A 25,651-nucleotide genomic window follows, 5' to 3' on the forward strand; every position below is an offset into this window, starting at 1 on the left:
ACAATGTTCTAATCTGGGACGGTCTTTACTTCGGCAAATAGTAACGCCCGCGCTCGTCCCGCTCCAATCCCCTTGAACGGAAAGTATCGAGTTCGCGCACCACATCGCGGCCATCACGGCTACCCATAGCAGCCATCAGTTCCTCGAAATGTTTTGGTCCGTCCTTGAGTGCCGCTTCGAGCGACGGAAAGCGGTTGCCTGGATAGGACGGCGCCTGCGGCGTGACCAGTTCCCAGTTCTGGGCATGCTGCATCGGCCAGGTCAGGTCGTATCCGGCCTTGGCGCCGGAGCGGGCGCCGTGCAAGGAAGGATCGAGCGGAGACAGGCGCACGCCCGTCGCGATCACCAGATCGCGGTCCGCCTGAAAGCGTGTGCCAAAAGCCCATTCCATCTGGCTGTCGTCGAAAATGTCGATATCCGGATCGACGACGAAGACGTTCTTGACACCCACAGCACCCAGAACCGCGTAAAGCGCCGAACGCGCTTCGCCCGGATAGGTCTGGCGGATCGAGAAACGCATGCTCATCGAGCCGCCGGCCGCGACCGGGGCATAAACAGCGACTGGCTGGCGCACGACATCGCCGAGCGTCTTCCAGACGTTCATCTCCATACGCAACGCTTCGAGGTTGGATGTGTCGGTATAATCCATCCGGTTGCCGGAGATCGTCGCGGTCTGGAAAAGCGCGTCCTTGCGGTGGGTGATCGCCGTGACGTGGAAGACCGGGTTGGTCTTCACCACGCCGTAATAGCCGAGATATTCGCCATAAGGGCCTTCCTTCTCGACGTAGCCGCGCTCGTCAAAATAGCCCTCGATGACCATCTCGGCATCGGCCGGAACCATGATGTCATTGGTCACGCATTTGACGACCGGCAGCGGTGCGCCACGCAGCGAAGAGATCAGCTCCAGCTCGTCGACCGGTTCCTTCATCGTCGCCGATACCATGTCGATGGGATGGCAACCGACCACATAGGCAACATTCAAGCGTTCGCCGCGACCGGAAGCCGCCATATACATGACGCGCAGATCGCTCGGCGCGATCAGGTCGACACCCGCCTCCTGCGGACCGCGCAACATCAGGCGGCGCATGCCGCAATTATAACGTCCGTCCTTCGGATCGATCGTGTAGTCGATCGTCGCGGAAATGTAGGGCGCGCCGTCAAGCGCATGCTGGACATGCACCGGCAGCGACAGAAGGTCGGCGTCCGTGCCGGTCTTGACGACCTGCTGCACCGGCGCCTCATCCTTGGAGAGCTTGACCAGTTCCGGCTTCAGCGACAGTCGGCGGCGCATTTCGAGCGCTACATCCGCAACCGGCACGCCGAAGGCCTTTGCCAGACGCGACCGACTACCAACCACATTACCCACCAGCTGCTGGCCTTCCGGACCCGCATTCTTGAAAAGAACCGCCTTCGGATTGTTCTGGAGGATTGCTGCGACATCGGCGAGATCGACTTTTTCCTCGCGGATTTCCAGCTCTTCCGGACCAAGCTGTTCGACGAAATTCCTCAACCGGAAACGGTCGAGATCCAGCGTCGCCGTGGATGTGGTGGTGGCGTTGACGGTCATCTCAATTCTCTCCCAAACGCGATTTCAACGTGCCGTGATTTCTAGCCAGAACAGTTGATTAAATCAAATATAATTATACAATGTTTGATTAGATCGCTCTGGGAGGCGCGGTCTGCCGGCTCGGGAGGCCGGGAAAATCAGGGAGGAGAATGTCATGCATAACGTCACACGTCGTTACTTGCTGGGGATGACGGCTGCGCTTGCGGCAACGGCTTTCGGCCTGTCGCCGGCCGCCGCGCAAGCCAATTACCCCGGCCAGACGATCAGCTTCATCTGCGCCTTTCCGGCCGGCAGCGGTGCGGATGTCATCGTCCGCTATTTCGCCGAGAAGATTTCGAAACTGTCCGGCGCAACCATCATTGTCGAAAACAAGCCCGGAGCCGGCGGCAACATTGCCGGCCAGTATGTCGCCCGTGCGAAACCGGACGGCTACACCGTCTTTTTCCATACCGGCAGCGCGGTGGCCGGCAACATGCACATGTTCAAGAACCCGCCTTTTGACGTGGTGAAGGACCTGCAGGTCGCCGCCACCGTCAACAAGCAGCCGCACATGATCGCGGTTCCGGTCTCGAGCCCGATCAAGACCATGAAGGAGCTGACGGAATTCCTGAAGAAGGAGGGCTCCAACGCCAGTTACGCGATCAACAATACGTCCGGCAAGGTTCTGGCGGCGATCTACAAGCAGGAAGCAGGCCTCGAAACGGTCGAGGTCTCCTACAAGAGCAGCGCGGACTCCATGAATGATATCATGAGCGGCGCAATGGCATTCGCGGCGCAAGATCCGGTCTTTTCGCTCTCACAGTTGCGCGAGGGCAGATACCGCTTGCTGGCCGTCTCTTCCGCCAAACGTATTCCCGGCGCGCCCGATGTGCCGACGATGACGGAGGCCGGCTATCCCATGGACCAGGTCGGCTGGTTCGCAATGATGGTTCCGTCGGCGACGCCGAAGGAGATCGTCGACAAGATCAATGGCTGGACCAAGGAGGTGCTCGGCCAGGAAGACGTTAGAAAATTCGTGACCGACCAAGGTGGCGACATCTTCATCTCGACGCCGGCCGAAGGCCAGGAATACCTCAAGAAGGAGGTGGCCGCCTGGGCGGATTACGTCAAGATCGCCAACATTCCGCAGCAATGAGACAAGGCTGTCATATTCGTCGCCTATCGCAACGACCGCGGCGTCTCGGCGCCGCTTTTCTTGATTTCGCGCCGCCGACAGCGATTGATACCAGAAATTGTGTGAACATCTTTTTTAAACCGTATTCAAACTTGAAAATTGTCAATTCCGACATTGGACGGCGCACCGTCTCATGCTAGAAAATGTTCCAGGACAGGGGTGTCAGGTTTCGCATGCGCAATCCGCTGAGGTTTTCCCGCAAGACGATCGGTATCAGGTGGTTGCTATGACACCTCGGACGATCGGCGAAAGGACGGATGAATTCATCCAGTCCTTCCTCAATCGTCGGATTTCCGCCGTCGAGGTTTATTCGATTGCGACCGCCAGCATCCTGATCGCCTTCGTACTTCGCTTCGCGCTGCACGGCTGGCTGGATGACCGCGCCACCTTCACCTTCTTCATTCCGCCGATCCTGATCGCAGCCGTCATCGGCGGCATGCGGGCATCGCTTTTCACCGTCGCGCTGGCCGTACTCGCGTCATACACCATCAAGCAGTTTACCGTCCGCGGCGCCGAACTGACCGAGATGCTGGTGATCGCCATTGTCGGCATCGCCATCGCCTTGATCGGTGAGATGCTGCACTCCGCCCGCAAGGCGATCGCCAAGGCCCAGGCACGCGCCGATTCCCGCGAGGCACATCTGCGCTCCGCTCTCGACACGGTACAGGATGCCAGCATCGTCAGCACCCGCGACGGCACGATTGTCTCGTTCAACGCTGCAGCCGTCCGCCAGTTCGGCTATTCGGAGGACGAGGTCGTTGGCCGCAATCTGCGCATGCTGATGCCGGACCCATATCAGAAGGAGCACGACGGCTATCTGGAGCGCTACCACCGGACCGGCGAAAAGCGCATCATCGGCACGGACCGCGTCGTCGTCGGCAAGCGCAAGGACGGCTCCACTTTTCCCATGCAGCTTGCGGTGGGCGAAAGCCGCTCCGGCAACGAGACCTTCTTCACCGGATTCGTTCGTGACCTGACCGAACGTGAGGAGTCGGCCGCCCGCCTTCAGGAAGTCCAGGGCGAACTCGCCCGCCTCGCCCGCCTCAACGAAATGGGTGAAATGGCGTCGACGCTGGCCCACGAACTGAACCAGCCGCTGTCGGCGATTTCCAACTACGTGCATGGCTGCGCGCGGCTGCTGCGCGACATGGACGAGCCGCTTGCCGTGCGCATGCGCGAAGCACTGCAGGAAACTGCCAACCAATCGCTTCGTGCCGGCCAGATCATCAAGCATCTGCGCGAATTCGTGACCAAGGGCGAGACCGACAAGTCTCCGGAAAATATCCGTCATCTCGTCGAGGAGGCCGGCGCGCTGGCGCTCGTCGGCTCCCGCGAAAAGGGTGTGCGGACGATCTTCGAATTCGCGCCTGCCCCTGAAATTGTCATCGCCGACCGCATCCAGGTCCAGCAGGTGCTGACCAATCTGATGCGCAATGCCATCGAAGCCATGCGCGACAGCAAGCGACGCGAGCTGATCGTACGCACGGTACACGAAGACGCCGATACGATGGCGGTCGTCGTCGCCGACACTGGTCCGGGTATTTCGGAAGAAATTGCTGAACAGCTTTTTAAGCCGTTTGTCACTACAAAGGCAGGTGGCATGGGGATAGGCCTATCCATCTCGAAGCGCATCGTCGAATCGCATGGAGGCGAGATGACGGTTTCCCGCAACGAGGCTGGCGGCGCGACCTTCCGTTTCACTCTTCCCGTAGACAAGGAGGAACGAGAGAATGCAGTCGAGTGACTATACGGTACATATCGTCGATGACGAGGAACCTGTCCGAAAGTCTCTCGCTTTCATGCTGACGATGAACGGCTTTGCCGTTCGTATCCATGAAACGGCTGCTTCCTTCCTGCAGTTCGCGCCAAATGCCCGCAATGCAGTGCTCGTAACCGATCTGCGCATGCCCGATATCAGTGGCCTTGAGCTTATCCGCCGGCTCGCCACGGCCAAGCTGAAAATACCCGCGATCGTCATTACCGGTCACGGCGACGTCCCGCTGGCGGTGGAGGCGATGAAAGCCGGCGCCGTCGATTTCATCGAAAAGCCGTTCGAAGACACCGTGATCATCGATGCGATCCAGCGCGCAGGCGAAAACCTTACGGAAAAATCTACTGAAGTCGACGATATGACGGAAGTGCTTTCAAGGCTTGAAAGCCTGAGCGACCGCGAGCGCCAGGTGCTGGCGGCGGTCGTCGCAGGCCTGCCGAACAAGTCGATCGCCTACGACCTCGACATCAGCCCGCGCACGGTGGAAGTGCATCGCGCCAACGTCATGACCAAGATGAAGGCGAAGAGCCTGCCGCAACTTGTCCGCATGGCGATCTCGGCGGGTTTTACCCTGCATTGAGAGGCCTACCAGAATTTATTGGTAATTTCTTGATCTAGCGCAAAGCGCACCCCCTTCCCGAATGACTACATCTGTGGCTCAAGCGGCTCCGCATGGCCCCCACCCAAACGGGAAGTTCTGTGTTATCACCGTCAAGAACCATCGCCGTCATTGCTCCGGACCTCGGTCTGCGACAGGCTTTGACGTTCGCGCTCGAGGTCGAGGGCTTCACGGTCCACGCCTATGCGGACTGGTGCAGCGACACGATCCTGGCTTCGTCCACATTCTGCTTCGTGGTAGACGATCAGGTGGTGCGGGCATGCGACGATGCCCGACAGGATCTGCTTCACACGACACGTGCTGTGATTCTGTTGACGGATGGCATCTCGGAGCCGCTGAACGAAAGCCCAGGCGTCGCTCTGGCCAAGCCCTTCGAGGGCGCCGAACTGGTACGCATGGTGCGCGACTTCGCGCTTGCCGCGTAATCAAAAAATCCTTTTCTACCAGTCACCTACGTAAATACCCGTAGTGATACAACCGAATTTTCCCGCACCGCGTCTTGAGGCATCTTGAGATCACTGAAGGGGAGATTTCGAGATGCAGACCAGCACCGCCTTTGTCACCGAGAAAGAGCTCGCACCGGCCCGTCCGATGGCGCTTCATTCTCCGAGTGCCGGCTTTGCCCGTCCGCAGCCGATCATCACCTTCAATGCCGGCGCGGAAATCTACGCCCCCGGCGACAAGGCAACTTCTTACTATCATGTAGAATTCGGCGCAGTGCGTATTCATCGCCTGTTGTCGGACGGACGGCGCCAAGTCATCGCCTTCCATCTGGCCGGAGAAACGTTCGGGTTCGAGGCGGACCGCACCCACAGCTTCTTCGCCGAAGCCATTACCCAGGCAGGCCTGCGCACGATCGCCCGTCCGGCGAACGACGAAGCCTCGCCGGAAATGCTCTCCCTGGCGCTGCGCGGCATGATGCGTGCCCAGGAGCATATCATGATGATCGGCCGGCAGACCGCCGTTGAACGGATTGCCGGCTTCCTTCTCGACATGGCGGAACGCCAGGGCGGGCTGGAACACTTTGACCTTCCCATGACCCGGCTGGACATAGCCGACTACCTTGGCCTGACGATCGAAACAGTCTCTCGCGTTTTCGCGAAGCTGCGCGCGTCCGGCCTGATCAAACTGCGGAGCATTCGTTGCGTCGAAATTAGCAAGCACGAAGCGCTCGGCAGCCTCTGCGCATGACATGAAGCAGCAGCAATACCCCGGCGAACCTCCTGTCACCCGCCGGTCTTAGAAGTGCATGCAGATCTCCTATTGATTTTCTCCTCCCCCTGTCAGCGGCAGGTCGTCTCCCCCGACGGCCTGCCGTTGGCATTTCAGCATTATCTGTAGGATTAAGAGCCGCTCGCCAGTACGGAAGCTTGACGATATATCCATTGAGATATATCGATTGTCAGAAGCTGGAATTCCCGGCTGTAGCGAGCAGACCAGATGACCATCCTTGGAATGAACATCGTGCCGGAGACGCTTCTCCGTCAGAAAGTCACCGAAGCCATCCGCGCCTCGATCGCGGCCGGCAATCTGACGCCCGGCCAGAAGCTGGTGGAGCGCGAGATTTGCGGCGAGCTGGGGATCAGCCGCACGGTATTGCGCGAGGCGCTGCAGCATCTGGAGGCGGAAGGCCTGATCGTCAACCGTTCCCGCCGTGGCCGCTCGGTCGTCAACATCGGTCGCCGCGAAGCCAAGGAAATCTATGAGGTACGCCGGACGCTGGAAGGCATGATCGGCAAGGGTTTTGCCGAGAACGCCACCGCCGTACAGATCAACAAGCTGAAATCCTTCCTGCAATCGATGCGCAACCGCGAACCGCGCGACGTCTTCGCCGCCGAAGCTCAGTTCTTCACCATGATGCGCGAGAATTGCGGCAATCAGGTCGCCGCCGATTTCGCCCGCCAGCTGGACGGCCGCGTCATGATCTTGAAGCAAATGTCGAATTTCCAGAACATTTCCTACGCCGAACGGCTCGAAGAACTTGGCGAAATCGTCAAGGCGATCGAAACCTGCAACGGCCTTGTTGCTGGCGAACTCTGCATGAAACGGATCGAACGGCTTGCCGAAGGCGTCGTCAATCTGATCGACGAGCCCGAAGCTCTCGCCTCCTGACGCAACGGGCCTTCAGTGCCCGGAGCCGATCTCGTCGAGAATGCCGCGGATTTTCTGCACGATCTCGCTATCCGTGACATAGGAAAACGGCGCCTGGAAACCGAAATCGATGGCGCGACGGTCGGTGCTTTCCACCTGCTTGCGGCATGAACCGTGGATTTCGTGCACGCCGGTCTCACGCACCATGCGCTCGACATTGCCGAGATTGACGCCACCGCCCGGCATGATGGACATGCGGTCGCCGGCCCGGATCGTCAATTGCTTGATCAGGTCGATGCCTTCTGAACCCGTCACCTTGAGCCCGGACGTCAGGATGCGCTCGACTCCTAGGTCGATTGCCTGCTCCAGCGCGATGAACGGATCGGGCACCAGATCAAAGGCCCGGTGCAGGGTCACTCCGAGCCCTTCGGCCCGCTTCATAAGCCGCTTGAGCATGTTGAGATCAAGCGTCATGTCGGGCCGGCTTGCACCGATCACCACGCCGGCCAGCCCCATCGCCCGCACGGCATCGATATCGGCCAGCATCGCCGCTTCGTTGTCGGCATCGAAGATGAAATTGCCGGCGCGCGGCCGGATGATCGCATAAACAGGAATCGGGGCACGCGCCGCCAGCGCCATCATGCCGGGCGGCGGCGTCAGGCCACCGAGATCGAGCGCGGCGCAAAGCTCGATACGGTTCGCGCCGCCGGCAATCGCCGCAGCAAGTCCTTCCGGACTATCCACGCAGACTTCGAGCAGGATCGACAAATCAAATTCCTCTATGGCCAGCGCCATTTTCACGGCGCTCGATACTCTGATGCCCGAGCACGGCGGCGCCCACAAGGCCGCCATCCTCCTGCCGAAGCGCCGGCGTCACCAACGCGGAATCGAAGCGGTTCAGGATGCGTTTTCTGACGGCTATATCCAATGCTTCGATCAATGGCGTGACAGATGCAAGCCCTCCGCCGACCGGAACGATGGATGCGCCGGTAACATTCACCGACAGCGCCAGCGGATCGGCGATCAGCTCGAGCCAGAGCGCAACAGTTTTCGCTGCCCTCGCCTCGCCCGTCTGCCAGTCTTCCAGGATGCGATAGCTCGTTTCTTCGCAGCCATATAGGAAATGGTGTAGCCGCTCGATGCCGCGCGCGCCGCCCACCGTATCGGCACAGCCGGTCTGGCCGCAACCGCAGGAGAAGCGCGGGATGTGCAGCGTCTCGCCATCGAGCTCGACGGTCGTGTTGATGATCGGCCCATGGCCCCACTCGCCGGTCACGCCGCCGGCGCCGCGCACCAGCCGGCCGTCGATCGCCAGCCCGCCGCCGATACCGGTGCCCATGATGGCGCAGAAGACCACCGAATGGCCTTTGCCCACCCCTTCATTGGCTTCCGCCAGGGTCAGGCAGTCGGCATCGTTTGCAGCCAGAACCGACCGACCGAGAATGGCCGACAACTCTTCGCCGATCCGTCGCCCCGTAATGCAGGGAATATTGGCCGACGTGGCGACACCGTCGCGCGGATCGATCAGGCCGGCAATCGACAGCGCCAGCGGCGAATCCGGATCACCCTTCGATGCATGACGCTCGATCAACATGGCGAGTGAGGAGGCAAGTCCATTCCAATCCCCGGCAGGCGTCGCGACCTTTTCCAGCGTCATCAGCTCGCCCGGCGAAGGCGATACCGCGAATTTCATGAACGAGCCGCCGATATCGACGCAGAAGACCGGCCGCGCAGTTTCGAAGCCAGAAGGGATCGGGCGGGACTGAATAACGGCACCGCTCATCGACGCGGATCCAGGAGGTCACGCAGCCCGTCGCCCAGGATGTTGAAGCCGAGCACGGTGATCATGATCGCCAGCCCCGGAAATAGCGACATCCAGATATTGAGACCGAGATAGTTGCGCCCGTCGCTCATCATCGCCCCCCATTCCGGCAGCGGCGGCTGCGCGCCGAGGCCGAGGAAGGAAAGGCTTGCTGCCGAAAGGATGACGGTACCGGCCGTCAGCGTCGACTGGACGATGATCGGTCCGATCGCGTTGCGCAGTATGTAATGCGTCATGATCCGCCGGCGCGAAATGCCGAGCGAATGGGCCGCCTCGACATATTCCATATTCTTCAAACCGAGCGTCAGGTTGCGGCTGAGGCGGGCATAGACCGGCACCGAAAAGATTGCGATGGCGATCAACAGGTTGATCAGGCTGGTGCCGAGCACGCTGACGATCAGGATGGCGAGTACGATGCCCGGAAAGGCGAACAGGATATCCATCGTCCACATGATCGCCTGGTCGACATAACGGCCGCTCATGCCGGACAGGATGCCGAGCGGCACCCCGACGGCAACCGCGAGCCCGACGGCGAGCACCACCTCCAGCAGCGAGATACGCGCCCCGTAAATGACGCGGGTGAAGATGTCGCGACCGTTGTCATCCGTGCCGAAAGGATGCGCCCAGGATGGCGGCTCCATCGTTGCCAACAAATCCTGTACGTAAGGGTCGGCCGGCGCGATCAGCGGCGCAAAGATCGCCGCTAGTACGATGACGCCGATCAGTAGCCCGCCGAGGGTGATGCTGCGATGAGCGGCGGCCCAGCGCAAACCACGCAGGATGGCGGGCCGGCGCGGCGCGATATCGGTTTCGATCGAGGCCATCAGTCGAACCTTATCTTCGGGTTGAGGACGGCGATCAGCAGTTCCGCCAGGAAATTCATGATTACCACGCCGCTGACGGCGACCAGCGTCACGCCCTGAATGACCGGGTAGTCGCGATAGCGCACCGCATCGACGAGGAAACGCCCGATCCCCGGCCAGTTGAAAACGGATTCGGTCACTACCGCGCCGCCCATCAAACTGCCGAAATTCAAGCCGACAATGGTGATGATCGGGATCAGCGCGTTGCGCAGCGCATGGCTCCAGTAGATGTTGCGCGGCAGGACGCCCTTGGCGTACGCGGTGCGGATATAATCCTGGCTCATCACCTCGATCATGCTGGACCGCGTCATGCGGGCGATGACCGCGGTCGGCAGGACGGCGAGCGTGATCGACGGCAAGATGAAACTCTTCCACGACGTAACACCAAGCAGCGGCAGCCAGCCGAGCTGGACGGAAAACGTATTCATCGCCATCAGCGCCAGCCAGAAATTGGCGATCGAAGCGCCGGCAATGGCGAGGATCATCACCGCCTGATCCGGCCAGCCATGCCGGTAGATGGCAGCGATCATGCCGGCCGGCACGCCGATGCCAATCGCCAGCAGATAGGCGGTGATCGCAAGGCCGATAGTGAACGGCAGTCGCTCGGCAATCTCGGCAGTGACAGGCAGTTTCGACTTGATGGACGTGCCGAGATCACCACGCACCGCGCCATAGGCGAACGAGGCATATTGTTCCGGCAGGCTTCGGTCGAGGCCGAGCCGCGCCGTCATCGCATCGACCGCTTCCTGCGTTGCCTCCGGCCCCGCCATCAGCCGCGCCGGATCGCCCGGCAGCGCGCGGATCGCGACGAAAACCAGCAGCGACACGCCAATCAGGATCAGCGGCAAAGCTAGTATTTTCTTGAGGATATAGGCTTTCATCCGCCGTCTGTCTCTTGGGCCTTGGAGGCCCGGTTCATTCAAAAGAAAACGGCGGGCAGAATCCTCCGCCCGCCGCCGATGACAATCTTACTTCTTCTTGCCGTCCTTGACGACGATGCCACCGCCGGGGATCATCCAGACCCCCGAGACGCCGGCGCGCGTCGCGAAAAGGTCCCGCTTGGTATAGAGCAGCACATGCGGCGCCTGTTCGTTCACTTCCTTCTGGGCGTCGACATAGATCGCATTGCGGGCCTTTTCGTCGAGCGTCGAGGCAGCCTTGTCGATCATGCCGTCGAGCTTCGGATCGGAGAAGAAGCCCAGATTGGCGCCGGCCGGCGATGCGCTCTTCGTATAATAGAGCGGGCGGAACTGCAGATCGGCGCCATTGACACCGGAAGACCAGGAGGCGATCGAAGAACCGATATTGTCCTTCTCCTTGCCGGCCGGATCAAGGAAAGCCGCCTTGGACCAGACGCCACCTTCCATCTTGCGCACTTCAAGCTTTACGCCTGCCTTCGCCCACATGGCCTGCAGCAACTCGCCGATACGGGCTTCCTGTTCCTGCACGATCGTCGACATCGCAAAACCGTCCGGATAACCGGCGTCCTTCAGAAGCTGCTTGGCCTTCTCGACATTGTACGGATAGGGGTTGAGCGTCTTGTCGTAACCGGGCGTCACCGGCGCGAGCGGCGAGTTGGCCGGCGTCGCATAGCCCTGCATGAAGGCCTTCACGAGGCCTTCCTTGTCGGTCGCGTAGTTCAGCGCCTGACGGACGCGGACATCGTCGAGCGGCTTCAGCTTGGTATTGAGCGAGACCCAGAACACGGCCGAACCGTCTGTGGTCGACAGCTTCATCTCCGGGTTGGCCTTCACCTGCGCGGCAAAGGCGGACGGGAACGGGTTGATGACGTCGGCGTCGCCGGTCTGCAAGGCCATGTTCATGACCGAGGGCTCGCTGGTCCAGGTCCACTTGATCTGGTCCTCGCCCTTCGGCGCGCCGCCCCACCAATCGGTGTTCTTGGCCTGAAGGACGTATTCGCCCGATTTGTATTCCTGCAGCTTGTAAGCGCCCGTACCGACCGCTTTGGAGCCGATCGTGCCGGCAGCATCCGCCGCCGGGCTGACCATCAGGCACGGGCCGGTGGTGAGCAGCGCGAGAAACGCCGGATACTGGGTCTTCAGCTTGAACTGCACGGTCATCGGATCGACGGCGGTGACGCTGTCGAGGAAGGTGCGCAAGCGACCGGAAGCGGCAAGGCCACGCTTGGTATCGAGGTGACGGGCGAAATTCTTGACCACGGCATCGGCATCGAAAGCGGTGCCGTCATGGAATTTGACGTCGGGGCGCAGCTTGAAGGTCCAGACGAGGCCGGACGCATCTGCAGACCATTCGGTGGCGAGCGCCGGCTTCAGCGACAGATCGGTATCGCGCTTGACGAGACCCTCGTACATCGGGTCGAGCAGAGCGGCAGTATAGGTCGCCGTCTGGTCGCCCGGATCCATGGAGCGAGGCGCTTCCGTCTGCATCACGGTCAATGTCGCAGCGCTGGCGGCAATCGGAAAAACGAGGCCTGCCGCAACGGCGGAAGCAAGCATGAAACGCCGGCTTTTCAAGAACATGGTCATAATCGTTCACCCTTGGTTTTTGTTGACTGATAAGCGGCCCAAATCTCCCTTGCCGCCTTAGATCACTTTTGTAATTTATTGCCGTTGATTTGTTCATTTTCTGAACTTAGTGTCAAGACACAATCCCAAGCCGCACACCCAACGATAGCGAACCCGCTTGACCGTCATGCTCACCTCCTCCCAGCGCCAGCTCGTGCGCGTCATCAGCGAGTCCGGCCCGCTCAGCCGCACCGAGATGGCGCAACTGCTTGGCCTGAGCAAAGCGGCCATGAGCGGCATTTCCCGTGAATTGATCGATCTCGGCGTGCTGCATGAGACGGAGACGGTTTACGGACAGGGTCGCCCTTCGGTGCGGCTTGATCTTCATCCCGAATGCGCCTATTTCGTCGGCATTTCGCTGCTGGAAGACCCGGCGCCGATGATCCTCTGCGATCTGAACGGCAAGATTATCGCCAGACAGGCCATGCCGCTGTCGCGCGATCCGAACGTCATCGCAGACGCCATCACGCAAGGCCTGCCGAGCCTTTTCGGAACCCATCCGGATGCGAGGGAAAAGCTCTCAGGCATCGGCGTGGCGCTGTCCGGCTTCGTCGATGAAACGCAGTCGAACTGCGTTCAATCCACCCTGTTGAACTGGCAGGACGTGCCGCTCGCCAGGATCATCCGCGAGCGCTCCGGCATCGAAACCTTCATCGAAAACGATGCCAAGGCCGTCGCCGTCAGCGAAAAACTGTTCGGCAGTGCCCGCGAAATCCAGAGTTTTAGCGTCGTCTCCCTGGGTGACGGAATCGGCTGCGCGCATTTCATCGATGGCAAACTCTATCGCGGCAAACATGGCGGCGCCGGCGAGATCGCCCATTGCACCATCGAGCCCGGCGGCTCGCCCTGCCGATGCGGCAAGCGAGGCTGCCTCGATACGGTCGCTTCCATGAAAGCGATCAAGGAGATGTCGCGGGCAGAAGGCATCGAATGCGTCTCGCTGTCCGATATCGAACACGAGGCTTCCACAGGCAATGCGGCGGCGATCCGCGTGCTGCACCGCGCCGGTTCCGCGCTAGGCCTCGCAATCGCCAACCTGATCCAGATCAACGATCCGGGCATGATCTTGATCACCCATGTCGAGGGCTCGTTCGACGGTCTGTTCGGCACGGTCGTCAACCAGGCGGTCGAAACCAATGTTCTTCCCCGTTACGCCGGTCAGACGCCGATCCGCATCAAGCGCGTCGATGGCGATGTCTGGGCGCGGGGTGCGGCCAGCATCGCGGCCCATAATTTTCTGTTAGGTCCCAACTCAAACTGAGGTTCCTCCCCCATGTCCAGGCCTTTGCGCATCGCCGTCGGCGGCATTCATATCGAATGCAGCACCTACAATCCGGTCCTGAACGAGGAGAAGGATTTTCGCGTGACGCGCGGCGAAGAGCTTTCGGCCGCCCCCTACTTCGCCTTCCTCAAGGATTATGACGCGGAATTCCTGCCCACCATCCATTGCCGCGCCATTGCCGGCGGCCCGGTTTCGCGCGCCACATACGACAAGTTCAAGTCGGAATTCGTCGAGCGCCTGAAGCCGTTGTTGCCGCTTGATGGCCTCTACCTCGCCATGCACGGCGCCATGTATGTCGAAGGCATGGAAGACGCGGAAGGCGACTGGATCAGCACAGCCCGCGAGCTGGTCGGCCCGGATTGCCCGATCTCCGCCAGCTACGACCTGCACGGAAACGTCAGCCAGCGCATCATCGATGCGCTCGACATGTACTCCACCTACCGCACCGCGCCGCATATCGACGTCGAAGAAACCATGCGCCGCTCGGTCAAGATGCTGGTCGAAAGCCTGAAGACCGGCGTCAGGCCGATCCTTCTCTGGGCGCCGATCCCGGTCGTCCTGCCCGGCGAGCGCACCTCGACGGTCGATGAACCGGCAAAAAGCCTCTACGACATGATGCCGGAAATCGATGCGATCGACGGTGTCTGGGATGCCTCGCTGATGGTCGGCTACGTCTGGGCCGACGAGCCGCGCGCTACTGCGGCCGCGATCCTCACCGGCACCGACCGTGCCGTGCTGGAACGCGAAGCCAAGCGCATCGCCCAAGCCTACTGGGATGTCCGCGAAGATTTCGTGTTCGGTTGCGAGACCGGCTCCATCGAGGAACTGATCGACAAGGCGATCGCCTCGCAGACCTCACCCGTGGTGCTCGCCGAATCCGGCGACAACCCCACCGGCGGCGGCGTGGGCGATCGTGCTGAAGTGTTGGCCGACCTGATCGCCAAGGGCGCAACCGGCGTCGTCTTCGCCGGCATCGCCGACAAACCGGCTGCTGAGGCCTGCTACGCCTCCGGCATCGGCGCCGAACTGGATCTCTCGATCGGCGCCTGGCTGGATTCGATCAATAGCAAGCCGATCAAGGTCAAAGCCAAGGTCAAGTTCCTGCATGGCACCACCGACCTCGCCGACCGTCAGGCCGTTGTCGCCATCGGCGGCATTGAGCTGGTTCTGTCGGCCAAGCGTCGCCCCTATCACAACATCGTCGATTTCACCCGCCTGGGCCTTGATCCGCACAAGGCCAAGATCATCGTCGTGAAGTCGGGCTATCTCTCGCCGGAACTGGCGCCGATCGCCAATCCGAACCTGATGGCGCTGTCGAACGGCGTCGTCGACCAGTTCGTCGAGCGCATCGGCAACACCCGCCGCAAGCGGCCGGTCTATCCCTTCGACAAGGATTTCACCTTCGAGCCGCAGGTGTTCCTGTCTGCAAGATCCAAGTGATTCCAAGAGCCGCGGCGGCGATCGTTCGCCGCGACCATTTCCGGCTTGACCCCGGTACAAATGTCTAAAATCAAGGGCTTCGTGAAAAAACCTTAACTTGGCAAGGCTCCGGCTCACGCCTAATGTGCCGGCCATCCTTCCTCTGCCGGCCTGCCCCTCATGCCCCGCCTGATGCCGATCATCCTTGCCGTCGCGCTCTTCATGGAGCGGATGGATTCAACAATCATTTCCACCAGCCTGCCGGCGATCGCCGCCGATATCGGCACGTCGCCGATCGCGCTGAAACTCGCCATCACCACCTACCTCGTCTCGCTGGCGATCTTCATCCCGATCAGCGGCTGGGTGGCCGACCGTTTCGGCGCATTGAAGATTTTTCGGCTGGCGATCCTCGTCTTCATGATCGGCTCGATCGGCTGCGCCTATTCCAACTCGCTGGAAGCCTTCGTGCTCTGGCGTTTCGTGCAGGGCGCCGGCGGCTCGATGATGACGCCGGTCAGCCGCCTGCTACTTGTGCGCGGCACACCGCGCAACGAACTGATTGACGCGCTCGCCTGGCTCACCATTCCCGCACTGATCGGGCCGATCATCGGGCCGCCGGTCGGCGGCTTCATCACCACCTATCTCTCCTGGCACTGGATCTTCTGGATCAATGTGCCGATCGGTATTTTCGGCATCCTGATGGTGACGAAATTCCTCGATCCGGTCGAACCGCGTGAACCGAAGCCACTGGATTTCCGCGGCTTTTTCCTGTCCGGCATCGCCTTCAGCGCCTTCACCTTCGGTATCTCGGTACTGAGCCTGCCGGCCGTGCCTTTGACCTATGGCTATATCTCGATCGCGGTCGGCATCGTCAGCGGCATGATCTATATCTGGCACACCTACCGCACGCCGCATCCGCTGCTGGATCCGAAGCTGTTCAGATATCCGCTGTTCCGGATGTCGATCTTCGCCGCCTCGAATTTCCGCATGGGCCTTGGCGCCCTGCCCTTTCTCCTGCCGTTGATGCTGCAGCTGCAATTCGGCCTAACGCCGCTGCAGTCGGGCCTCATCACGTTCGTCACCGCACTCGGTTCGATGGGCTCGAAATTCTTCGCGTCGCGGACCTACAATCTCTTCGGCTTCCGCAACGTGCTGGCTTTGACGACCCTGCTTTCGGCGGTCCTGCTCGGCGCCAACGGCTTCTTCTCACCGGAAACGCCGGTTGCGTTGATCATGTTCTGCCTGCTGGTCGGCGGACTTTTACGCTCCATGGCCTTTTCCGGCGTCAGTGCCATGACCTTCGCCGATGTGCCGGATGACGAAAGCGGCCAGGCGACATCGATCAACGCGGTCGCACAACGCATCTCGATGGCCATGGGTGTGGCGCTTGCCGGCGGCGCACTCGACCTGTCGAGCACGATACGCGGCAGCACGCTGGACCTCACGGATTTCCACATCGCCTTCTTCGTCGTGGCGATTGTTTCCGCGCTCGCAACCGTTTCATTCCTGCGGCTGCCGGCCGATGCGGGCGAAACGCTGATAAAACGGGGCGGCCGCAAACGTCGCGGCCTCGCAGCGGAATAGTCAGGCGAGTGATCGATCTCGCGAATTGCGCCGGATCGCCTGCGGTGGCTGGCCAAGCGTTCTAACAAAGGCTCGCCGCATCCGTTCGCGATCGGCAAAGCCGGTCTCGTCGGCGATCACATCCATCGAATGCCGTCCGTCCTCCATCAGGAGACGCGCGGCCTCGACGCGGATATTTTCAACCGCCTTGGCCGGTGACTGGCCGGTCTCGGAGCGGAAGGCACGGCTGAACTGACGCGGGCTCAGGCCTGCGACATCCGCCAGCTCCTCGACCGACAATTCGTTCTTCAGATGCCCATTGGCATAGATCAGCGCCTTCTGGATGCGGTCCGATTTCGGTTCCAGCTCGAGCAGGCTCGAAAACTGCGATTGCCCGCCGGCGCGGCGGTGATGCACGACCAGCTTGCGGGCGGCAATTCGCGCCACCTCCGTTCCGTGATCCTTCTCGACCATGGCAAGGGCAAGATCGATACCGGCCGTCATGCCGGCGGAGGTCCAGACCGGACCATCGATGATGAAGATGCGGTCTTCCTCGACCTTGACGGTCGGATATCTGGCCTGCAGATCACGGGCATAGGCCCAATGCGTGGTGGCACGGCGACCGGCGAGAACCCCCGCTTCCGCAAGTGTGAAGGCGCCGACACAGGGAGCTGCAAGCCGCCTCGCCGTCTCCACAGAATGCCGCACGAAATCGACAAGCCCGCGGGTAGACGGCCGGATTTCAAAGCCCGCGCCGACGATGACGGTATCGAATTCCGAATTTCCGAAGGCCCGCGTATCGACGTCGAAACCGGCGGAACTGCGAACCAGACCGCCGTTTTCGGAAAGCAGGGTAATCGAATAGGCATTGCCGCCAAGCACCGCATTGGCCACCTCGAAGACAGTGATGGCGGCGAAGCCCAGCACCTGAAAATCCTCGAATATGACGAAACCTATACGATGCATGGCGGCCCCTTTTCCTTCGGCTGGAGAATGGCCGATTTTACTGTGTTTGACTATGCGGCCTTGTAGCGTTCTGCCGGCGTGCTGCGCGACAGGTTCGGCATCATCTTCTGACGCGCAGTCTCATAAGCCCGCCAGTCGGCAGCCTCCGGAAGCGACGGAATGGTGACCAGCTCTCCCTGATCAAGGCCCGAAAGGGCTGCATCCACCAAGTCTTCGGCGCTCATCACGATCTGCTCCGGCAGATGCTCGATCGGCGTGCCGGCGACACCCCAGAAATCGGTTGCGGTCGCGCCCGGCAGGACGGCCTGCACGGTCACACCCTTGTCCGCCAGTTCATGCTTCAGCGACTGTGTGAAGGCCAGCACGAAGGCCTTGCTGCCACCATAGACGCCGTTCAGGATTTCCGGACCGATCGCGACGATCGAGGAAATATTGATGATCGTCCCCTTGCCGCGAGCAACGAAAGCCGGAGCGGCAGCATAAGTCAGGCGCATCAGCGCATTGACGTTGAGCGCCACCATCTCTTCCATCTTGGCGATATCCGAAGCCACGAGCGGCGCTGTTGCACCAAGCCCGGCATTGTTGACCAGAACCGTGATGCTTTGATCGCTACGCAGCACGTCTTCGACGCGAAGGATATCCGCCCTGTCGGAAAGATCGGCGGCGACGACTTCCACCGAGCGGCCGGTTTCATCGGCGATTCGGCGCGCGAGGATATCGAGCTTGTCCCGGCTGCGTGCCACTAGGATAAGATCATGACCACGACGGGCCAGGCGTTGCGCATAGATGGCACCGATACCCGAAGACGCGCCGGTGATAAGGGCAGTGCCCTTGGAAATATTGCCAGACATTGTTTTTTTGCTCCACAGGCGCCCCATGCGCCGTTGGAAAAACAAATAGCCGCAAATTCTCACGTCTTAAATGTCATATACACCACCTTTTAGGACAGGCATCGACTGCATTTGGAACAAGCTCGGGCCGTGCTGGTTTGGTAAGTCCCCAATTGATGGAGGAAAGACCGATGGGCATAGAACAGGCACCCGACGAAAAAGGCCGCGACGCGGCCCGTGGTTTCAAGCAGGAGACCCGCAAGGAAGAAAAGAAGGTCGAGGCCCAGAAGGGCTCTGACCTCGCCAAGGGCGCAGATCGCTTTGAAGAACGCTCCAAGAGTTCGGATGGCAGGAGCGCCGGCTCCAAGCAACACTAGCCTGGGTTGTCGGCAACCTGTCCTGTCCATGTCTCGCTGATGCGGCGGATGGCATGCAGCAGGTTGGCGGTCGGCGGCGTCATCAGCCCCTTCTTGCGGCGGTACACACGGAACGTCCGCTGCCAATCGAGTTCCGGCACGTTGACGCGCGCCAGTTCGCCCCGCTCGACTTCCTGCCGGACCAGAGGCAGCGGCATCCAGCAGAATAGGGACTGCGAGAGGACAGCGGCCTTCAGCACCGGTACGGAGCGGGAGATGATGGAAGGCGCGTGCGGCTCCAGCGCATTGTCGTGAAAGCGGCGGTGCCATTCCCGCACCGTCGGCGTTCCTGGAGGTGGCATGGCCCAAGCGAACCGGGCAGCCTCGGCAAGTGGGATATGATCCCGGCAGATGGACGGATGGTGTGCCCGCGTGAAGACGGAAACCATGTCATGCATGATCGATGGCGTGGCGATGACGATATCGTCGTCCAGGTAAGGCTCCGGTGAAATCGCGATATCGATCGATCCGCCTTTCAGCCCCTCCAGCACCCGGTCCTCAAGATCCTCGACGATCTGGTATTGAACCTCCGGATGCTCTTTTCGCATTTCTCCGATTGCGGCGATCACGAACCCGCTGACCACGCTCGCCACCCCGCCGATGCGCACGACGCCACGGCTGGCGCCGCGCATCTGCCGGATGACATCGGTCGCATTGCCGATTTCGGAAACCACAAGCTTGGCATAGGGCAGCAACGCTTCTCCAAACACGGTTGGCACCACGCCGCGCGTCGTTCTTTCGAACAGCGGTACGCCATAGCTGTCTTCCAGCCGTTTCAACATGCGGGTTATCGCTGGCTGCGTCATGTTCAACGCCGAAGCCGCAGCGCCAAGACTGCCGCGCCTGGCGCATTCGAGCATGATCTGGGCGGAGCGCACATCCAAAGCCATGCCTTTATGTAATGGATTTGGAGAAATTCTTCAATTCCAAGACAAGGCTTCATATGGGACATTGATATCAAGGATACACGCGCGGACTGCAGGTCCGCGAGCCGGGAGGAGGCTCCAGCCGTGAACAAGATGACGCAGGACTTCCTGTCCGGCAGCACGAAGCTGCGCGGCCCAACAGTCGCTGAAGCTGTTTTCGAATTTCTGCGCCAGAAAGGCATCGACCGCATCTTCGGCAACCCCGGCTCGACCGAACTGCCGATGTTCATGAACATCCCGGAAGACTTTTCCTATGTTCTCGGTCTGCAGGAATCGATCGTCGTCGCCATGGCGGATGCCTATGCGCAGGTGAGCCGCGGCCCGGCTTTTGTCAATCTGCATTCGGCCGCCGGCCTTGGCCACGCTCTCGGCAACATCTACACCGCCTATCGCAACCGCGCGCCACTGATCATCACCACAGGCCAGCAGTCCCGCGAACTCCTGCCGCACGATCCGTTCCTGTTCGCCGAAAACCCGACGGAGTTCCCAAAGCCTTACGTAAAATGGGCCTGTGAACCAGCTCGCGCCGAAGACGTGCCGGCGGCGATTGCCCGCGCCTATCATATGGCGATGCAGGCGCCACGTTGCCCGGTCATGGTTTCGGTGCCGCTCAGCGACTGGCAGGCGCAAGCGCGTCCGATCGCCATCCGCGATGTGGAAACGGTCATCAGTGCGCCGGCTTTCGCGCTCGACGAACTGGCTGGCAGGCTGAACGCAGCGAAAGAACCCGTCCTTGTCGTTGGCCCCGGCGTCGACCTCGACAACGCCTGGGATGCGACGGTTCGACTTGCAGAGAAACTGCAGGCAAAGGTCTGGGCCAGCCCGCTCTCGTCGCGTTGCAGTTTCCCGGAGCGGCATCCGCTCTTCACCGGATTCCTGCCAGCCTTTCAGCCGAAGCTGACCCAATGCCTTGGCAACACGGATCTCGTGCTGGTTCTCGGCGCGCCAGCCTTCAACTATCACTTCGCAGGCTCCGGTCCGGATATCCCGGATGGCGCCCAACTCTGGCTGATCACCGACGATCCGGCCCATGCCGCCGGCGCGATCACCGGCAATGCGATGATCTCCAACCTGCGTGTTGCCGCCGAAGGCCTCGTGGAGCGCCTGCATTCGCGGACACAAAGTGCCGGCAACCCTGCCCGCACCATACCGCACATCAAAACCCCGAAGGGCATTACCCAGCCCTTCTTCTATCAGACACTCGCCGAAGTCCGCTCGCCGGACAGCATCGTCTTCGAGGAAGCGCCGGGCGGGCGTGACGCACTGCATGACTTCTTCCCCATCGAACGACCAGGCGGCTTTTTCGCCACGGCCAGCGGCGGCCTCGGTTACGCCCTGCCCGGCTCGGTGGGTGCTGCGCTAACCAAGCCGGATCAGCCCGTGATCGCCGTGATCGGCGACGGATCGAGCCTCTATTCCATCCAGTCGATCTGGTCTGCAGTGGAATATGACGCAAACCTGCTGATCGTGATCCTCAACAACGGCGGCTACAAGGTCCTGAAGGCCATCGCCGAGCGCGCCGGCTCCGGCCGCATCGACGGCGTCGATATCGGACACATGGATTTTGTGCGTATCGCAGAAGCCCAGGGCTGCAAGGCCGTGCGCTGCGAAAAGGGAGAAGAACTGGCATCCTGCCTGCGTTACCTTCTGAGCATGAAGGGGCCGCGTCTTTTGGAAATCATTCTGTCAGAGGAGGAGACTGATATGAACGTTGCCGTCAGAAACGATAAAATAGTCAAGGCGCCTGAGAAATTCTTCATCAATGGCGAATGGGTCGCCCCGACCGGCACCAACAAGCTCGACGTCATTTCGCCGGTGACAGAGGAACTGTTGTTCAGCTATCCGGAAGCGAACAATGGCGATATCGACAAGGCCGTCGCTGCCGCCCGCGAAGCCTTCGACAACGGTCCCTGGCCACGCATGACCTTCAAGGAACGCGCCGGCTATCTGCGCAAGGTCGCCGACCTCTTGACCGCCCGGCTGGACGAGATCGCCAATGCCTGGACAACCCAGGTCGGCGCACCGATCGGCCTCACCAAGAAGCTGGTCGGCCAGAATCCAGGCCTCTACAATTTCTATGCCGACATGATCGAAAACGACGATTTCGTCAGCCACCGCAAACGCTCCGATGGCGGCGAAGTCCGTGTCGTGCGCGAGCCGGTCGGCGTCTGCGCTGCGATCACGCCGTGGAACGCGCCGATGGTTCTTCTGAACTACAAGATCTCGGCCGCACTCGCCGCCGGGTGCACGGTCGTCTCAAAGCCTTCACCGGAAACCCCGCTGGACGCCTATCTGCTCGCCGAATGCATTGAGCAGGCCGGCATTCCAAAGGGCGTCTTCAACCTCGTACCGGCCGGTCGCGAAGGTGGTGATTATCTTGTCCGCCACAAGGGTATCGACAAGGTATCGTTCACCGGCTCGACCGTCGCCGGCCGCACCATCGCCGCCGCCTGCGCCGAAAAGCTCACCCGCGTCAGCCTCGAGCTCGGCGGCAAGTCGGCAGCCGTGTTGCTCGACGATGCCGATTTCAGCAAGGCGATGATGCCGCTGCTGATCTATTCCATGCCGATCACCGGTCAGGTCTGCTTCTCGCTGACCCGCATTCTCGTGCCGGAATCCCGTAAGCAGGAATTCACCGACATGTTCGTCGGCGCGGTGAAGAACATCAAGGTCGGCGATCCGGCTGATCCCACCACCCAGATGGGTCCGCTCACCATGGCCCGCCAGCTTGCCCGCGTCGAAGGCTATATCGCCGCCGGCCGCGAAGGCGGCGCGACGGTTGCCTGCGGCGGCGGTCGCCCGGCCGGCCTCGACAAGGGTTATTTCATCGAGCCGACCGTCTTCACCGGCGTGACGATGGACATGAAGATCGCCCAGGAGGAAATCTTCGGCCCGGTCGTGTCGATCATCAGCTACAAGGATGAGGACGAAGCGGCACGCATCGCCAACGACACGATGTACGGCCTTTCCGGCGCCGTCTTCACCGCAAATCCGGAACGCGGTTATGCCTTCGCCCGCCGCATGCGCACCGGCAGCGTCACCGTGAACGGCATGATTGTCGACATCCAACACCCGTTCGGCGGTTTCAAGCAGTCCGGCATTGGCCGCGAAGGCGGGCCTGAGGGGTTGGAGAACTATTTCGAGACGAAGACGATCCATATGGCGTGATGACTTGAGCCAGCTCTTAGTCATTTAAACGCGATCTTCAGCTCAGAGCCGATGTCGAAGGCAGCCCCTCACCCTAACCCTCTCCCCGTAATGACGGGGAGAGGGAACGTGCCCTACGCGACGGCAAGATTTGAGGAAACGGTGCAACTCGCTTCCTTCTCCCTGGGGGCGGGGAGAAGGTGCCGGCAGGCGGATGAGGGGCACATACTGTCGGAAAATCACACCATCAAACTAAAAGGCCACCGGATGGAACCCCATCCGGTGGCCTTCCCCTCTCCGTGCTCAGGTGGATCGTTTTTCAGAGCACTTCGAAAATGTTGATCCGTACCGCATTTGCCATCCGCTCGCCCGTGCCGATGAACATGGTGCGATTGAGCCAGCTATAACGCGGATCCCCCGTCTGGAACCTCGGATTGGTTCGCATGTAATAGAGCGCCGGGTCAACCGTTTCGCCTGCCGCGAGCTGTGCAAGAACCTCCGGCGGACCATGGCGAAGACCAAAATTACGGATGTCGATCGTCACCCCGTCATGGGTCTCGATCAGGTAGCGCGTATCGAGCTCCGCATAGCCTTCATCATAGATGTTCTGCCAATCCGCGCCGAAATTGATGATCCGGCCGGACAGCCGTTCACCCTCGACGGTGCCTCCGATGATCGGGACGATCCGCCAGCGGCCGCCGGGGCCGCCTCCCTTTTCGATCGGTGCGCCGAGTTCGGCGCGGATTTCGCAGAGCGGCCTCAGGCCGGGAGCTGGAACTTGAGTCATGAAAGACCTTCCTATCGCATCGTCCCTATCTCATCGTCAGGGGCAGCCACAGCGTGATCGCCGGGAAGATCACCAGCAGGATCAACCGGATGATATCTGTCAGGATGAACGGCATGACCCCGCCATAGATCGTCGTGATCTTCACGTCCTTGGCGATCGAGTTGATGACGAAGACATTGATGCCGACCGGCGGCGTAATCATGCCGAGCTGGCAAGACACGACCAGAATGATGCCGAACCAGACCGGATCGAAACCGAGATGCGCGATGACCGGGAAAACGATCGGCACGAGCAGGATCATCATCGCCATCTCGTCCATCAGCGCGCCGGCGATGAAGAAGATCACGAGGATCAGCGCCAGCGTCCCGTGCGGCCCAAAATCCATTGCGACGAGAAACGCCGTCAGCTTCTGCGGCGACTGGGTGATCGCCAGGAAATACCCGAACAGGATCGCCCCAATTAGCACGCTGAACAGCGAGACGGACGTGCGCAGCGACCCCACCAGGCTTGCCATGATCGACTTGAAATTCAGCCGCCCGCGCAGCACGCCGATCACCATGGTCAGAAACGCTCCGACCGCCGCGGCCTCTGTTGCGGTGGCAACGCCCATGTAAATGACGCCGATCACCGCCACGAACAGCAGCATCACCGCCCAGACGCCGCGCAACGACGCGAACGCCTCCCGAAGATCGAACTTTTCGCCGGGTGGCAGCCGCTTGCCATGGGCGATCAGCACGGTGCCCATATACATGAAGGTGGCCATGATGCCCGGAATGATGCCGGCCATCAGCAATTGCCCGACATCGGTCTCGGTGAGAAACGCATAGACCACCATCATCACCGAAGGCGGGATGAGGATGCCAAGCGTGCCACCGGCGGCAATCGCACCGGTCGAGGTGGCATCCGCATATCCCGCCTTGCGCATTTCCGGCAGGGCGATGCGGGTCATCGTCGCGGCGGTGGCAATCGAACTGCCGCAGATCGCCGCAAACCCGGCACAGGCCGCGATCGTCGAAAGCGCCAGTCCGCCGCGGAATTGTCCGAGCCAGGCATTTCCCGTCCGGAAAAGCTCGCGCGACATGCCGGAATTGGTGGCGAACGCGCCCATCAGGATGAAGAACGGCACCAGCGTCAGGTTGAAATCGGTGATAACGCGGATCGGCGATGTTGTCAGCAAATTGAGCGCCGGGTTGATCCCGCGCATCATCGCAAAGCCGAATATGCCGACGAGGCCCATGGCCACGCCCAGCGGTACCCGCAGGCCCATCAGCACGAACATGGCGATGAAACCACCGATGGCGACGAGATCGGCTGTCGTCATACGCCATGCCCTTCCAGCGGATTGGTTTCTTCCGCCTTGCTGCGCAGGAACGGCACGACGGCCGTCGTCACCACAGCAGAGGCGCAGCCGAGCCAAATCAGGCCGATAAAGGGCCAGACGGGAATGCGAAGATCGAACGTCGCTTCATGACTGTTGTAGGCGCTCGCGAGCCTGAAGAACATCTGGTAGGCAAGCATCGCGGTGAACGCCAAAAGCGAACCCCAGGCGATGAAATCCAGCACCCGCCGCCCGCGCGGGCCGAGCGGCTCATAGAGCAGGTCGACCGCGATATGCCCGCCGCGATATCCGAGCGAGGCGAAACCCCACATCATGCAGGCACCGATCAGGTAGCGCGAGATATCGAAGGAATCCGGGATCGCCCAGGAAAAGGCATAACGGCCGATGGTGGAGATGACGATCAGGATCGTGCAGAGCCCGAGAAGCAGGCCGGCGATCGTATCGACCATCTCGGTGAAGCGCTCAAGATATCGGTTCATGACAATGCCTCGACTGAGGGACGGAAGGCGGGCACCGAAGCGCC

At 60.9% G+C, this 25,651-nt stretch carries 23 protein-coding genes; 11 read left to right on the forward strand and 12 right to left on the reverse strand.

All coding sequences use genetic code 11. The features are described from left to right. Positions 1-25: 25 nt before the first annotated feature. Entirely contained in the window at positions 26-1,567 is a 1,542-nt protein-coding gene (locus KX729_RS15070) for a UbiD family decarboxylase (RefSeq protein ID WP_219743295.1), read from the reverse strand. A gap of 154 nt (positions 1,568-1,721) precedes the next feature. Between KX729_RS15070 and KX729_RS15075 the strand changes: the two genes are divergently transcribed. The 6 genes from KX729_RS15075 (at position 1,722) to KX729_RS15100 (ending at position 7,243) form a co-directional block, all read left to right on the forward strand. Then, positions 1,722-2,702: a Bug family tripartite tricarboxylate transporter substrate binding protein gene (locus tag KX729_RS15075; RefSeq protein WP_219743296.1), complete on the forward strand. Its 981-nt coding sequence runs from the start codon at positions 1,722-1,724 to the stop codon at positions 2,700-2,702. 265 nt (positions 2,703-2,967) lie between these two features. After that, positions 2,968-4,485: a PAS domain S-box protein gene (locus KX729_RS15080; protein ID WP_219743297.1), complete on the forward strand. Its 1,518-nt coding sequence runs from the start codon at positions 2,968-2,970 to the stop codon at positions 4,483-4,485. Beyond that, positions 4,472-5,092, forward strand: a complete 621-nt coding sequence (fixJ, locus tag KX729_RS15085) for a response regulator FixJ (RefSeq protein ID WP_219743298.1) — start codon at positions 4,472-4,474, stop codon at positions 5,090-5,092. The genes KX729_RS15080 and fixJ overlap by 14 nt, the downstream gene beginning before the upstream one ends. 119 nt (positions 5,093-5,211) lie before the next feature. Continuing rightward, complete coding sequence (locus tag KX729_RS15090; protein WP_219743299.1) at positions 5,212-5,556, forward strand: hypothetical protein; 345 nt, start codon at positions 5,212-5,214, stop codon at positions 5,554-5,556. Positions 5,557-5,668: 112 nt separating this feature from the next. Further along, positions 5,669-6,322 carry a helix-turn-helix domain-containing protein gene (locus KX729_RS15095; protein WP_219743300.1) on the forward strand — a complete coding sequence of 218 codons (654 nt, stop codon included), beginning with the start codon at positions 5,669-5,671 and terminating at the stop codon, positions 6,320-6,322. Positions 6,323-6,571: 249 nt separating this feature from the next. Next, a complete protein-coding gene (locus KX729_RS15100; RefSeq protein WP_219743301.1) occupies positions 6,572-7,243 on the forward strand; it encodes a GntR family transcriptional regulator in 672 nt (223 codons plus the stop codon). Between the two features lie 12 nt (positions 7,244-7,255). On the opposite strand, the gene KX729_RS15105 is transcribed toward KX729_RS15100, so the two are convergent. The 5 genes from KX729_RS15105 to KX729_RS15125 all read right to left on the reverse strand — a co-directional run bounded on the left by KX729_RS15105 (position 7,256) and on the right by KX729_RS15125 (position 12,414). Continuing rightward, entirely contained in the window at positions 7,256-7,990 is a 735-nt protein-coding gene (locus KX729_RS15105) for a copper homeostasis protein CutC (protein WP_219743302.1), read from the reverse strand. Between the two features lies 1 nt (position 7,991). After that, a complete protein-coding gene (locus KX729_RS15110; protein WP_219743303.1) occupies positions 7,992-9,005 on the reverse strand; it encodes an ROK family protein in 1,014 nt (337 codons plus the stop codon). After that, on the reverse strand, positions 9,002-9,868 hold the full coding sequence (locus KX729_RS15115; RefSeq protein WP_219743304.1) for an ABC transporter permease: 867 nt from the start codon (positions 9,866-9,868) through the stop codon (positions 9,002-9,004). Before KX729_RS15115 ends, KX729_RS15110 begins: the two co-directional genes overlap by 4 nt. After that, complete coding sequence (locus KX729_RS15120; protein ID WP_219743305.1) at positions 9,868-10,788, reverse strand: ABC transporter permease; 921 nt, start codon at positions 10,786-10,788, stop codon at positions 9,868-9,870. Before KX729_RS15120 ends, KX729_RS15115 begins: the two co-directional genes overlap by 1 nt. A gap of 87 nt (positions 10,789-10,875) precedes the next feature. Next, on the reverse strand, positions 10,876-12,414 hold the full coding sequence (locus tag KX729_RS15125; RefSeq protein ID WP_219743306.1) for an ABC transporter substrate-binding protein: 1,539 nt from the start codon (positions 12,412-12,414) through the stop codon (positions 10,876-10,878). A 166-nt stretch (positions 12,415-12,580) separates the two neighbouring features. On the opposite strand from KX729_RS15125, the gene KX729_RS15130 reads away from it, so the two are divergent. The 3 genes from KX729_RS15130 (at position 12,581) to KX729_RS15140 (ending at position 16,738) form a co-directional block, all read left to right on the forward strand. Then, on the forward strand, positions 12,581-13,714 hold the full coding sequence (locus KX729_RS15130) for an ROK family transcriptional regulator (RefSeq protein ID WP_219743722.1): 1,134 nt from the start codon (positions 12,581-12,583) through the stop codon (positions 13,712-13,714). Positions 13,715-13,738: 24 nt separating this feature from the next. Beyond that, a complete protein-coding gene (locus KX729_RS15135) occupies positions 13,739-15,175 on the forward strand; it encodes a M81 family metallopeptidase (protein ID WP_219743721.1) in 1,437 nt (478 codons plus the stop codon). A 177-nt stretch (positions 15,176-15,352) separates the two neighbouring features. Next, the gene (locus KX729_RS15140; protein ID WP_219743723.1) at positions 15,353-16,738 is read left to right on the forward strand and encodes a DHA2 family efflux MFS transporter permease subunit; all 1,386 of its coding nucleotides are present in this window, start codon (positions 15,353-15,355) and stop codon (positions 16,736-16,738) included. Here KX729_RS15140 and KX729_RS15145 read toward each other — a convergent pair whose 3' ends face one another. Next, on the reverse strand, positions 16,739-17,683 hold the full coding sequence (locus KX729_RS15145) for a GlxA family transcriptional regulator (protein WP_219743307.1): 945 nt from the start codon (positions 17,681-17,683) through the stop codon (positions 16,739-16,741). It lies immediately after the preceding gene. A 50-nt stretch (positions 17,684-17,733) separates the two neighbouring features. Next, the gene (locus tag KX729_RS15150; RefSeq protein ID WP_219743308.1) at positions 17,734-18,534 is read right to left on the reverse strand and encodes an SDR family NAD(P)-dependent oxidoreductase; all 801 of its coding nucleotides are present in this window, start codon (positions 18,532-18,534) and stop codon (positions 17,734-17,736) included. 170 nt (positions 18,535-18,704) lie between these two features. Here KX729_RS15150 and KX729_RS15155 point away from each other — a divergent pair, with 170 nt between their 5' ends. Then, positions 18,705-18,890 carry a hypothetical protein gene (locus KX729_RS15155; RefSeq protein ID WP_219743309.1) on the forward strand — a complete coding sequence of 62 codons (186 nt, stop codon included), beginning with the start codon at positions 18,705-18,707 and terminating at the stop codon, positions 18,888-18,890. Here the strand turns inward: KX729_RS15155 and KX729_RS15160 are convergent. Further along, entirely contained in the window at positions 18,887-19,819 is a 933-nt protein-coding gene (locus KX729_RS15160; RefSeq protein ID WP_219743310.1) for a LysR family transcriptional regulator, read from the reverse strand. The two genes, KX729_RS15155 and KX729_RS15160, sit on opposite strands and share 4 nt — an antisense overlap. Positions 19,820-19,948: 129 nt before the next feature. On the opposite strand from KX729_RS15160, the gene mdlC reads away from it, so the two are divergent. Then, complete coding sequence (mdlC, locus tag KX729_RS34260) at positions 19,949-23,023, forward strand: benzoylformate decarboxylase (RefSeq protein ID WP_281423228.1); 3,075 nt, start codon at positions 19,949-19,951, stop codon at positions 23,021-23,023. A 298-nt stretch (positions 23,024-23,321) separates the two neighbouring features. On the opposite strand, the gene KX729_RS15170 is transcribed toward mdlC, so the two are convergent. From KX729_RS15170 to KX729_RS15180, 3 genes are read right to left on the reverse strand one after another with little or no spacing between them, the layout of a single operon-like run. Next, on the reverse strand, positions 23,322-23,789 hold the full coding sequence (locus tag KX729_RS15170) for a DUF3237 domain-containing protein (RefSeq protein WP_219743312.1): 468 nt from the start codon (positions 23,787-23,789) through the stop codon (positions 23,322-23,324). Positions 23,790-23,814: 25 nt separating this feature from the next. After that, a complete protein-coding gene (locus KX729_RS15175; protein WP_219743313.1) occupies positions 23,815-25,110 on the reverse strand; it encodes a TRAP transporter large permease in 1,296 nt (431 codons plus the stop codon). Then, a complete protein-coding gene (locus tag KX729_RS15180; protein ID WP_219743314.1) occupies positions 25,107-25,607 on the reverse strand; it encodes a TRAP transporter small permease in 501 nt (166 codons plus the stop codon). The genes KX729_RS15175 and KX729_RS15180 overlap by 4 nt, the downstream gene beginning before the upstream one ends. Between the last annotated feature and the right edge of the window lie 44 nt (positions 25,608-25,651).

This window comes from Neorhizobium populisoli (genome assembly GCF_019430945.1).
Taxonomy (GTDB): domain Bacteria; phylum Pseudomonadota; class Alphaproteobacteria; order Rhizobiales; family Rhizobiaceae; genus Neorhizobium; species Neorhizobium populisoli.

Bases quoted from the DNA above. Each gene is read 5' to 3' on its own strand.
- KX729_RS15075 (WP_219743296.1), top strand. From the start codon at position 1,722: ATGCATAACGTCACACGTCGTTACTTGCTGGGGATGACGGCTGCGCTT.
- KX729_RS15110 (WP_219743303.1), bottom strand. From the start codon at position 9,005: ATGAGCGGTGCCGTTATTCAGTCCCGCCCGATCCCTTCTGGCTTCGAA.
- mdlC (WP_281423228.1), top strand. From the start codon at position 19,949: ATGACGCAGGACTTCCTGTCCGGCAGCACGAAGCTGCGCGGCCCAACA.
- KX729_RS15150 (WP_219743308.1), bottom strand. From the start codon at position 18,534: ATGTCTGGCAATATTTCCAAGGGCACTGCCCTTATCACCGGCGCGTCT.
- KX729_RS15160 (WP_219743310.1), bottom strand. From the start codon at position 19,819: ATGGCTTTGGATGTGCGCTCCGCCCAGATCATGCTCGAATGCGCCAGG.
- KX729_RS15130 (WP_219743722.1), top strand. From the start codon at position 12,581: ATGCTCACCTCCTCCCAGCGCCAGCTCGTGCGCGTCATCAGCGAGTCC.
- KX729_RS15145 (WP_219743307.1), bottom strand. From the start codon at position 17,683: ATGCATCGTATAGGTTTCGTCATATTCGAGGATTTTCAGGTGCTGGGC.
- KX729_RS15125 (WP_219743306.1), bottom strand. From the start codon at position 12,414: ATGACCATGTTCTTGAAAAGCCGGCGTTTCATGCTTGCTTCCGCCGTT.
- KX729_RS15180 (WP_219743314.1), bottom strand. From the start codon at position 25,607: ATGAACCGATATCTTGAGCGCTTCACCGAGATGGTCGATACGATCGCC.
- KX729_RS15120 (WP_219743305.1), bottom strand. From the start codon at position 10,788: ATGAAAGCCTATATCCTCAAGAAAATACTAGCTTTGCCGCTGATCCTG.
- KX729_RS15175 (WP_219743313.1), bottom strand. From the start codon at position 25,110: ATGACGACAGCCGATCTCGTCGCCATCGGTGGTTTCATCGCCATGTTC.
- KX729_RS15100 (WP_219743301.1), top strand. From the start codon at position 6,572: ATGACCATCCTTGGAATGAACATCGTGCCGGAGACGCTTCTCCGTCAG.
- KX729_RS15095 (WP_219743300.1), top strand. From the start codon at position 5,669: ATGCAGACCAGCACCGCCTTTGTCACCGAGAAAGAGCTCGCACCGGCC.
- KX729_RS15115 (WP_219743304.1), bottom strand. From the start codon at position 9,868: ATGGCCTCGATCGAAACCGATATCGCGCCGCGCCGGCCCGCCATCCTG.
- KX729_RS15080 (WP_219743297.1), top strand. From the start codon at position 2,968: ATGACACCTCGGACGATCGGCGAAAGGACGGATGAATTCATCCAGTCC.
- KX729_RS15170 (WP_219743312.1), bottom strand. From the start codon at position 23,789: ATGACTCAAGTTCCAGCTCCCGGCCTGAGGCCGCTCTGCGAAATCCGC.
- fixJ (WP_219743298.1), top strand. From the start codon at position 4,472: ATGCAGTCGAGTGACTATACGGTACATATCGTCGATGACGAGGAACCT.
- KX729_RS15155 (WP_219743309.1), top strand. From the start codon at position 18,705: ATGGGCATAGAACAGGCACCCGACGAAAAAGGCCGCGACGCGGCCCGT.
- KX729_RS15070 (WP_219743295.1), bottom strand. From the start codon at position 1,567: ATGACCGTCAACGCCACCACCACATCCACGGCGACGCTGGATCTCGAC.